Source organism: Streptomyces sp. NPDC059524 (genome assembly GCF_042749255.1).
In the GTDB taxonomy this organism is placed as follows: Bacteria; Actinomycetota; Actinomycetes; order Streptomycetales; family Streptomycetaceae; genus Streptomyces; species Streptomyces xanthii.
The window spans coordinates 14,434-24,628 of the sequence record NZ_JBHYTK010000030.1; the positions used below are offsets into that span (position 1 = coordinate 14,434).

Consider the following 10,195-nt stretch of genomic DNA (forward strand, 5'->3'; position numbering starts at 1 on the left):
GGCGGGGGGGGGGGGGGTCCACCCCCCCCACCCCCCCCCGCCCCTGAGATGCGCACTTCGTGCGCCTCAGGGGCGCGGCCGGGAATTGGGTCAGGGGCCCAGGAACACCGGGTTCGTGAAGGCTGCCAGGGGGCCCGGGAGGCCCGGGACCGTTGCGGGGTGGCGGATTTCGGCTCGGACGTAGGCCGCGTAGGACGGCGTCGTCCGCCAAGTCGCCGAGCCCTCGCTCGACGCGGGCACGGGGGGCGAGGTGCAGAGCGTGCCCTGGTCCGTGACCAGGTGGAGGGTGCAGCCCGGGACGCCGGTCGCGGTGAGGGTGATCGTGACGGGGGTGGAGGGGGAGGCGGGGAGCCGGGCGCCCAGGCCCGCGGACTTTCCCTTGGGGTCCGTCGCCGTGAGGGACACCGTGACGTCCTTGGACTCGGCCACGTAGGAGCGGCCCGCGCGCAGCCCTTCCTGGATCGCCGTGCGGGTCAGGTCGTCGGCCAGGACGACCGTCTGGGGCCCGCCGACCCGGTCGGGGTCACGATGGGCGTCGCTGCTGCCCATCGCGGGGAGCCAGGTACGCCCCGTACGGCGCCCGGAGCGCGCGTAGGAGACGAGGGTGTTGTCCCAGTCGGCGAGGGAGACCTCGTCGTCCGGGGTGTAGGGCCCGTTCCACACCTCCAGGACGTCCGCCTCGGCCAGGCCGAACTTCCAGCCGCAGCCGATGCACGTGGCGTGCGGGTGCGCCGGCACGACGAGGCCGCCCGCGCGGCGGATCCGGTCCGCGTAGTGGCCGAAGCGGTTGTCGCGGGCCCGGTAGCGCCAGTCGACGAAGGTGCCGGGATCGGTGCCGAGGGCGACGACGTGACCGTTGCGGGTCGTGATCTCCTCGCCGAGCATCACGAGCAGGTCGTCGCCCGCCACGTCCGCCCAGTGCGCGTGCGCTGTGTGCGTGTTGTGGTCGGAGGTGTTGATGAAGTCCAGACCCGCCGCTCGGGCGAGGGCGCCGATCTCCGCCGGGGTGCGCCGCCCGTCCGAGTGCCAGGAATGCAGGTGGCAGTCGCCCCGGTACCAGGCACGGCCCCGCCCGCGCGCCCGCTCCGGTGGGTAGGCCGGGCGCGGGGTGCGGCCCTGTTCGCCGTGCGTGAGCGTCACCGTCACCGAGTACGGCAGCCCGTCGGGCGCGACCGTGTACGGGCCGAGCGCGATGTGCCAGGTGCCCGCGCGGACCGGACCGGGGACGTAGCCCGGCGTCGCGTCGTCGGCCCGTACGAAGAACTCCGTCCGGGCCCCGCCCGACCAGCCCCGGAACCCCTCCCCGCCCAGCTCCGTGCCGCGCTCGTCGAAGAGGCCGATGTCCAGGGCGTTGTTCTGCGTGCCGGCCGGGACCGTCGCCTTCGTGTACGTGTACGCGACGCGGATCTCGCGCGTCCCGGGCGGTACCTCCACGGGCAGGTAGACGAAGTCGGGGGCGCCCGGCGGCAGGGTGCCCGTGAGCGTCTGCGTGCTCTGCGAGCCCTCGGCGGCGCTGGCGAAGCTCATGGTGCCGAGGGTAAGCGCGGTGGCGGCCCCGGTCACGAGCAACGTCCGTCTGCCCGGTGCGTGGCGGCTGTCGTCGGTGCACATAGCGCGGCTCCCCAAGAGGGTCGACAGTGGGTCGGCGTGGTGCGGTGGTGGGTCGGCATGTGCCGGTGGTGACGGGTGCGACCCTGGCATTGAGCCGCGAACTTCCGGGCAACGGAAGGTAATTGCCGGACAAGTCCCGGCGACGGCTGCTGGATTCCGTGCGGGCCCGGCGTTAGGAATGCCTCATGCGGATCTCGACCACGATCTTCCTGACCGACGAGACCATCACGCCCGTGCGCCTCGCCCGCGAGCTCGAACAGCGCGGCTTCGCCGGGCTCTATGTGCCCGAACACACGCACATCCCGGTCGAGCGCACGAGCCCGTACCCGGGCGGCGGCGACCGCGAACTGCCCCGCGAGTACACCCGCACCTTCGACCCGTTCGTCGCCCTCGCCCAGGCCGCCGCCGTCACCGAACGGATCACGCTCGGCACCGGCATCACGCTCGTCGCCCAGCACGACCCGATCGACCTCGCCAAGCAGGCCGCCACCCTCGACCACCTCAGCGGCGGCCGCCTCACCCTCGGCGTCGGCTTCGGCTGGAACCGTGAGGAGGCCGACGACCACGGCGTGGAGTGGGCGACGCGCCGCGAACTCGTCCGGGACCGGATGGGCCTGATGCGCGCCCTGTGGGCCGAGGAACCGACCGCGTACGAAGGCGAGTTCACCGGCGCCGTGCGCCCCAGCCACGCCCACCCCAAGCCCGTGCGCGGCGGCGCGCCCCGCACCCTGGTCGGCGGCGCGGCGGGCCCCAAGCTCTACGAGCACGTCTGCGCGTACGGCGACGGCTGGATGCCCCTCGGGGGCGGCGGCCTGAGCCGGACCCTGCCCGAACTGCGCGCCCGATGGCAGGACGCGGGCCGTGATCCGGCCGCCCTCCAGATCGTCCCGTACGCGGTGCTGCCCAACCCCGGCAAGCTCGCGCACTACGCGGAACAGGGCGTCGAGGAGGTCGTGCTGCAACTGCCGCCCGGCGACGAGACGACCGTGCTGCGCAGGCTCGACGCCTACCAGCAGTACGCTCAGGTCGGACCGTAGGCGCTATCGAACACTCACTTACTCGCTCGTATGCTCGGCCCATGAGTGATCAGTCTCCGCAGAGTGTGCCCAGCGTGCCCACCGCCAACGCCATGCGCCGCGCGCTGAGAAGGGCCCGGGACGGCGTCGCGCTGGACGTCACGGAGGCCGCCGTGCTGCTCCAGGCGCGCGGCGCCGACCTGGATGACCTCACGGCGTCCGCCGCCCGGGTGCGCGACGCGGGCCTGGAGGCCGCGGGCCGGCCGGGCGTCATCACGTACTCGAAGAGCGTGTTCATCCCGCTGACCCGGCTGTGCCGGGACAAGTGCCACTACTGCACGTTCGTCACCGTCCCCGGCAAGCTGAAGCGGGCCGGGCACGGGATGTTCATGTCCCCGGACGAGGTCCTCGACGTCGCGCGCAAGGGCGCCGAACTCGGCTGCAAGGAAGCACTGATCACCCTCGGCGACAAGCCGGAGGACCGCTGGCCCGAGGCCCGCGAGTGGCTCGACGCGCACGGCTACGACGACACCATCGCGTACGTGCGCGCGATATCCATCCGGATCCTGGAGGAGACGGGCCTGCTCCCGCACCTCAACCCGGGGGTCATGTCCTGGACCGACTTCCAGCGGCTCAAGCCCGTCGCGCCGAGCATGGGCATGATGCTGGAGACGACCGCCGAGCGGCTCTGGTCCGAGCCCGGCATGCCGCACTACGGCTCCCCGGACAAGGAACCGGCCGTGCGGCTGCGGGTCCTGGAGGACGCGGGGCGTTCGTCGGTGCCGTTCACGTCCGGGCTGCTCATCGGGATCGGGGAGACCTACGAGGAGCGCGCCGAGTCGCTGTTCGCGCTGCGCCGCGTCGCCCGCTCGTACCACGGCGTCCAGGAACTGATCATCCAGAACTTCCGCGCCAAGCCGGACACGGCGATGCGCGGCATGCCGGACGCCGAACTCGACGACCTGGTCGCCACGGTGGCCGTCGCCCGCCACATCATGGGCCCGGCCGGCAACCTCCAGGCCCCGCCCAACCTCGTCGACGGCGAGTACACGCGGCTCATCGCCGCCGGCATCGACGACTGGGGCGGCGTCTCCCCGGTCACCATCGACCACGTCAACCCCGAGAAGCCGTGGCCGCGCCTCGACGAACTCGCCGCGCAGTCCCGGGAGGCCGGCTTCGAGCTGCGCGAACGGCTGTGCGTGTACCCGGAGTTCGTGACCCGCGGCGAGCCGTGGCTGGACCCGCGGCTGCTGCCGCACGTCCGCGCGCTTGCCGACCCGGAGACCGGGCTCGCCGTCGCGGACGCGCCCGTCGTGGGCCGCCCCTGGCAGGAGCCGGACGAGGGGTACGTCGCGGCGAGCGGCCGCACCGACCTGCACCGCACCATCGACACCGAGGGCCGCACCTCCGACCGCCGCGACGACTTCGACGAGGTGTACGGGGACTGGGAGGCGCTGCGCGAGCAGGCCGCGCCCGGCATGGTCCCGTCCCGCATCGACGGGGACGTGCGGGCCGCTCTGAAGCAGGCCGCCGACGATCCGACGCGGCTCACCGACGACGAGGCGCTCGCGCTGCTGCACGCGGACGGGCCGGCCCTCGACGCCCTGTGCGGCATCGCCGACGACATCCGCGCGTCGGTGATCGGCGACGACGTCACGTACATCGTCACGCGGAACATCAACTTCACGAACGTCTGCTACACCGGCTGCCGCTTCTGCGCCTTCGCCCAGCGCCGCACCGACGCCGACGCGTACACGCTCTCCCTGGACCAGGTCGCCGACCGGGCGCAGCAGGCGTGGGACGTCGGCGCGGTCGAGGTCTGCATGCAGGGCGGCATCCACCCGGACCTGCCCGGCACGGCGTACTTCGACATCGCGAAGGCCGTGAAGGAGCGCGTGCCGGGCATGCACGTGCACGCGTTCTCGCCGATGGAGGTCGTCAACGGCGCGACCCGCACGGGCCTTTCGATCCGCGAGTGGCTGACCGCCGCGAAGGAGGCCGGCCTGGACTCGATCCCCGGCACGGCCGCCGAGATCCTCGACGACGAGGTCCGCTGGGTCCTCACCAAGGGCAAGCTGCCGACGGCCACCTGGATCGAGGTGATCAAGACGGCTCACGAGCTGGGCATCCGGTCCAGCTCCACGATGATGTACGGGCATGTGGACCAGCCCCGCCACTGGCTCGGCCACCTGAGGACCCTGGCCTCCATCCAGCAGGCCGCACTGTCCAAGAACGTGGGCGGCTTCACGGAGTTCGTGACGCTGCCGTTCATCCACACGAACGCGCCGGTGTACCTGGCCGGCATCGCGCGCCCCGGCCCGACCACCCGCGACAACCGCGCGGTCACCGCCATGGCAAGGATCCTGCTGCACCCGCACATCCCCAACATCCAGACCAGCTGGGTCAAGCTCGGCACCGAGGGCGCCGCCGAGATGCTCCGCTCCGGGGCGAACGACCTGGGCGGGACGCTGATGGAGGAGACGATCTCGCGGATGGCCGGATCCTCGTACGGCTCCTACAAGTCGGTCGAGGACCTCGTCGCGGTCGCCTCGGCGGCGGGCCGCCCCGCGAAGCCGCGCACGACGCTGTACGGGGAGGTCCCCGAGGAGCGGGTGCGGGCGGCCGCCGCGTCGGACGGGCATCTGCCGGAGCTGCTGCCGGTCCTGGAGGACTGAGCCGGGCGGCCGGCGCCCCGGAGAAAGCTTTGCTCAGGCCCGGGGATACCGCGCCAGCCAGCCGGGCGAGGAGCCCGAGGGCCCGTGCAGCGCCGGGCCCTGGGTCATCTCCATGGAGAAGTCGTCGGCCAGCTCCAGGATCGTGGGCCGGCCCTCCAGCTCGACGATCCAGGCCGGCGGCAGCGCCGTCTCGCCGTGCAGGGCCCCGAGCAGGGCCCCGCACACGGAGCCGACCTGTGCGGACGGGCCGCCGTGGTGCACGGCGAGCCGCAGCCCGTGCCGGACGTCCTCGCCGACCAGCGCGCAGTAGACGGCGGCGGCGAGGACCCCCGCCGCGTTGCCGTCGTCGACCAGCTCCATGACCCGGGCCCCCGTCGGCAGGCCCTGCCGGACGGCGCCGAGGGCGTGCTGGAGCGCGTCCGTGACCCGCTGGTGGCCGGGCCGGGCCGCGAGCAGGGCGAGCGCCCGCTGCACCGCCGCGTCGAGCGAGTCGCCGCGCGCCACGGCGTGCACGATCACGGCGTGCGCGCCCGCCGCGAGGTACGCCTCGGGCGCGCCGTGCGTGTGGACGGCGCACTCGACGGCGAGCTGGATGACGAGCTGCGGCTCCCAGCCGACGAGCAGCCCGAACGGCGCCGAGCGGGCCACCGCCTCGGGCCCGGCGTCCTCCGGGTTCTTGGGCCGGTCCAGGGTGCCCATGACGTCGTTGCCGAGCCCGAGCAGCAGGGACTGGGCGGCGCCGCGCCGGGAGTACAGCCACTCCTCGCGGGCCAGCCAGCCGTCCTCCTTGCGCCGCTCGTCGGGGCCCCAGTCGCGCTGGGTGGCGGCCCAGCGCAGATAGGCCTTGTGCACGTCGGTGGGCGGGTGCCAGGCGCCGGCGTCGCGCCGCACCTGGGCGCGGATCAGCCCGTCGACGGTGAACAGGGAGAGCTGGGTGGCGGCCGTGACCGCGCCGACCCGCCCGTACGCGGGCACGAGCTGGGTGCCGACCGTGTCGCCCGGCGCGGTGTCACCGCCCGACGACTCGTCGAGCGGCGCGCCGAGGGTGTCGCCGAGCGCCCCGCCGAGCAGGGTGCCCCGCACCCGGCTGCGGAAGTCCTGCTGTTCGGCGCGGCCCCACACGGCCGCGGCGGTGGGCGGTGCGCCCATCGGCCCTCCCCTCGACCTCGGCCACGGATGTCAGCACTGTAATCGACCGAGCGCGACCGCCCCCGTTCGCTTGCGTGACAGTTGCGTGCTGATCTCCCCGCCCTTGCCTCCGTCCCCGTGGGCCCTTGCGGGGGTTCGGCGGCATGTGCGCACTTTGCGAAGGTGTACGAGGGATCGCACCCGGTCCGAGGTCACGGTGGTGGTCCCGCGGCCTCGAGGCGGTGCCGGACCGTCGCGTTCTCCTGCGCCGCCTTCTCGCACACCTTGAAGAACCCTCCGACGCTGTGGTCCCGTGCCGAGCGCAGGAGCCGGTCGGCGTGGTTGAGCTGGTCGGTCCGCTCGTGCGGGAGGCTGCGCGGGATCGGATCGGAGTTGCCGAGGTACCGCGCGGCCAGCGTGATCGCCCGGCCGCGCTCGAACTTCGTCACCGTCGACTCCGTACCGTGCGCCTCCTGGAGGATGCGGGTGGCGTCGAAGCAGTCGTAGGCCCGGCGGGCGTGCTCGACGACCTCCAGGGCGATCGGGCCGCCCGGCTCCGGCTCCGCACCGTGCTCCTCGACGTGGGCGACGACCGTGTAGAACCCCCGGTCCAGATAGAGCTTGCCGAGACCGGTCAGCAGCTTCTCGCTGGTGAACTCCGTCAGGAGCAGCTCACCGAGCTGACCCGGCAGGAAGATGTCCCGGTCCTGCTCGTCACCCACGGACAACGGCCCCTGCGCCCCGGCGTCCGGAGCATCGTCCTCGTCGCCGTCCGTGTGGAGGCCGAACAGCTTCAGGAGCTCCTGCTGCTCGGGTGCCCCGTCGGAGGCGACGGTGATGTGGGCGAGATCGGCGAGCTGCTCCGAGGCGAGCGCCCGGCCGTGCCGGTGCGTCTCCAGATGCCGCGTCACCTGCTGCGGGTACTCGGCGCCGCCCACGACGGTCTGGAACGCGTCGTCGATGGGCCGCCAGTCGATCTCCTCGCCCAGCCGGATCGCCACGCGGGCGCGCAGCACCATGGCGAGCCCGAGCAGGCTGCTCGGGGTGAGGACGGCGTCGAGGTGGCCGCGTGCCGCTTCCAGCAGCCACTGCCAGTCCTTGCGCCGGGCCTGGGTGGTGTATTCGAGGTCGGCGAGCAGGGCCTCGGCGGCGGCCACGTGCGCGCCCCGCCGGGTCTCGCCGTCCGGCGCGGTGCGCGCCAGCTTCGTGAACAGCGAGACCGACCGGTTGTACGTCCAGACGTACCGGTTCAGGGACGCCTCGTTGGCGATCAGGCGGGCGTTGTGCGGCCAGCGTTCCGCCGCTTCGGCACAGAGCGCGAACAAAGGAGTGTTGTCCACGAGCGGCCGCTGCGGCGGCGGCTCCTGCGTGGCGCCGCGGAGGTAGTCCCACTTGGCCTCGCGGTAGTCGAGCACGGCCGCCCAGCGCCGGTACTCGCGCTCCAGCCCGGTCTCCATCAGGCACTGGTCGACCGAAGGCCCGTAACGGCGCACGTGGTTGGCGAGCCGCTGCTTGCGCTGCCGGTACAGATGGTCGATGAGCGGGCGCTGCCGGTACGCGGGGATGCTCAGGAAGTCCTCGCCGTGCAGCTGCTTCTGCGCGGCGGCGCGCAGGCTGCCCTCCTCCGCCCAGTCCGACACCGTGCACCGCAGGTCGAGTCCGGCGTGCGCGGGCGTGCGGGCGTTCTGCCGTGTCAGCCACTCGCGCACCGCCGTGAGGCACTCCCGTCGCTGCCTCGCCGCGGCGTCGCCCGCCGGCCCGGTGCGCCGCGTGGTGCGCCGGATGTCGACGCACTGCTGGAGCCACACCGAATGGGTGAAGACGCTCGGGGCGAGCCGCACGGCCTCGCGGGCCGCCTCCTCCGCCTTCTTCAGCAGGGCGGGCGCCTTGGCGCCGTGCCCGTTCCTGCGCAGGGTGTGCGCGAGGAAGCCGTACGCCTGGGCCGTCGCGGCCAGGATCTGCGCGCCCTCGTCGGCACGCTCCGGCGGCACGGCGAGCAGCGGTTCCAGCAGGCGCACGATCCGGTACGCGCCCTGTTCCCGCTGGTCGGCATCGGCGCGCCGGGCGCAGACCTTGCGCAGGAAACGGGCCGTGCGGATGCGGAGGGCGGCGGGCCACTCGGTCTGCTCACCGTGGCACTCACGGAGCGTGTCCAGTACGAGCGCCGAGACCTCGTCCAGCTCCTCGTCGCCGTCGCACTGCTGGCGCAGCGACTGGGCGATGTCCAGGAGCCGCGAGGTCCACAGTCCCAGCTGCTGGCCCTGCGCCTTCGCGAGCCGCAGCCCGTCCGCGACGCACCGGGCCCCTTCGAGCAGGGTGGCCCGGGCGGAGGCCTGGTCGTTCTGCAGCCGGCTGCTCACCAGGGCGATCCTGCTGCGCAGTTGGAGACGGGCGGAGGCGCTGCGCGGCCCGTCGTCCGGCGGCAGCCCGTCGAGGGCCAGCGCCGTGGCCTCCTCGGTGTACTGGCGGGCCTGGTCGAGCTGGTCGGCGTCGATCAGCGCGTCCGCCGTGTTGAGCAGCCAGGAAACGGCCAGGGTGATCCGGCCGGCCTGTCCGGGCCCGCGCCGGTGCGCGCCCGAGCGGACGACCGGCACGGCAGCCGTCCGGACGTCGACGAGCTGGGAGCGCAGACCCAGGCGGCTTCCGACGAGCGCGAGCGCGGAGTCCGCGGTGCGCAGGAGGGTGTGCGGCACGTGTTCCGGGTCGCACACCTCCAGCGCTCCGGCGACCCGGCGTGCCGCGTCCGTGAACCGCTCGCCGGTCTCCGCCGCCGGGCCGCGGCCGCGGGCCGCGAGCGTGAGCGTCGCCACCTCGTGGTGGAGCCGCAGAGACGCGGCCAGGGCGGCCACTTCCGGGTCCGGCTCCGGCTCCGGGGCGGGGCCGGGTGCCGCTTCCGGGGGGTGCGGGCCGGGCGCGGGGGCCACGGCGTCGTCGGGGAGGTCCGGCCGTGCGTCCTCGGCCGGCGGCTGTGCGGCCGCGGCCAGGGCGGGCGGCTCGGCCAGGGGTTCGTCGGAGGCAGGACGGTACGGGTTGTCGCTGTAGGAGGCGTGCACGTAGGCCCGCAGCTGGTTGTGCAGACCGGGCAGCCGGTTCTCGCCCGCCTCCTCGTCCTCGATCCAGCCCATCGCCGTCCGCAGCTGGGCACCGTAGCGCGCGCTGTCGTCCTGGTCGGCGGAAGCACTGTCCGGCGCACCGAGGGTGAAGACGGCGCTCGCCACGGCCAGGCGGCGGTCGAGGTCCTCGATGGTCAGTCCGGCCGGGAACAGGGAGTCGAGCAGAGGGGGCGGGACGACCGGCTTGGTGTGCCAGCTGCCGCGGGCCTGTTCGCGGCCGAGGACGGCGATGACGAGACTGCGCAGGGCGTACTCGGTGGCCTGGCCCAGGACGAAGCGCCCCGGGGAGGTGGGCTGGATCAGGCGGGTGTGCGTCAGCATCTCCAGCAGCCCGCCCCGCGCGAGCCCGACGGTGGGGTGACGCAGCGCCTGTTCGGGCAGTTCGAGACGGTCGGCCAGGGACCAGACGACGAGGGCGGCCAGCGGGTCCGGCGGGGCGGGGGTCTCGGCTCCGGGGGTGATCCGGCAGCCCAGCTCCAGCAGGACCTCGGCGACACCGAGCGTGCTGCCCTCCACGAGTGCGGCGGCGACGTCCTCCGGGTCGTCGCCGCAGGCCGCCCGGGGCCGGCGGTCGTCGTATCCCATGGCGCGCTGGCTCCGGTGTCGTATAAACAAAACCGAGCCCACCAGACTTGGCTGGATCGCGTGTTGG

The 10,195-nt window shown here is 73.7% G+C and carries 4 protein-coding genes; 2 read left to right on the forward strand and 2 right to left on the reverse strand.

The window, feature by feature from the left end; all coding sequences use genetic code 11:
* Positions 1-90 precede the first annotated feature (90 nt).
* On the reverse strand, positions 91-1,611 hold the full coding sequence (locus ACFW9D_RS11685; RefSeq protein WP_384620575.1) for a CehA/McbA family metallohydrolase: 1,521 nt from the start codon (positions 1,609-1,611) through the stop codon (positions 91-93).
* A gap of 185 nt (positions 1,612-1,796) precedes the next feature.
* Between ACFW9D_RS11685 and ACFW9D_RS11690 the strand changes: the two genes are divergently transcribed.
* Together ACFW9D_RS11690 and ACFW9D_RS11695 are read left to right on the forward strand one after the other, a co-directional pair.
* Positions 1,797-2,648: an LLM class F420-dependent oxidoreductase gene (locus ACFW9D_RS11690; protein ID WP_188338355.1), complete on the forward strand. Its 852-nt coding sequence runs from the start codon at positions 1,797-1,799 to the stop codon at positions 2,646-2,648.
* Between the two features lie 41 nt (positions 2,649-2,689).
* A complete protein-coding gene (locus ACFW9D_RS11695) occupies positions 2,690-5,302 on the forward strand; it encodes a bifunctional FO biosynthesis protein CofGH (protein WP_384620578.1) in 2,613 nt (870 codons plus the stop codon).
* A gap of 33 nt (positions 5,303-5,335) precedes the next feature.
* Here the strand turns inward: ACFW9D_RS11695 and ACFW9D_RS11700 are convergent, their stop codons facing one another.
* The gene (locus ACFW9D_RS11700; protein WP_384620580.1) at positions 5,336-6,451 is read right to left on the reverse strand and encodes an ADP-ribosylglycohydrolase family protein; all 1,116 of its coding nucleotides are present in this window, start codon (positions 6,449-6,451) and stop codon (positions 5,336-5,338) included.
* Positions 6,452-10,195 lie beyond the last annotated feature (3,744 nt).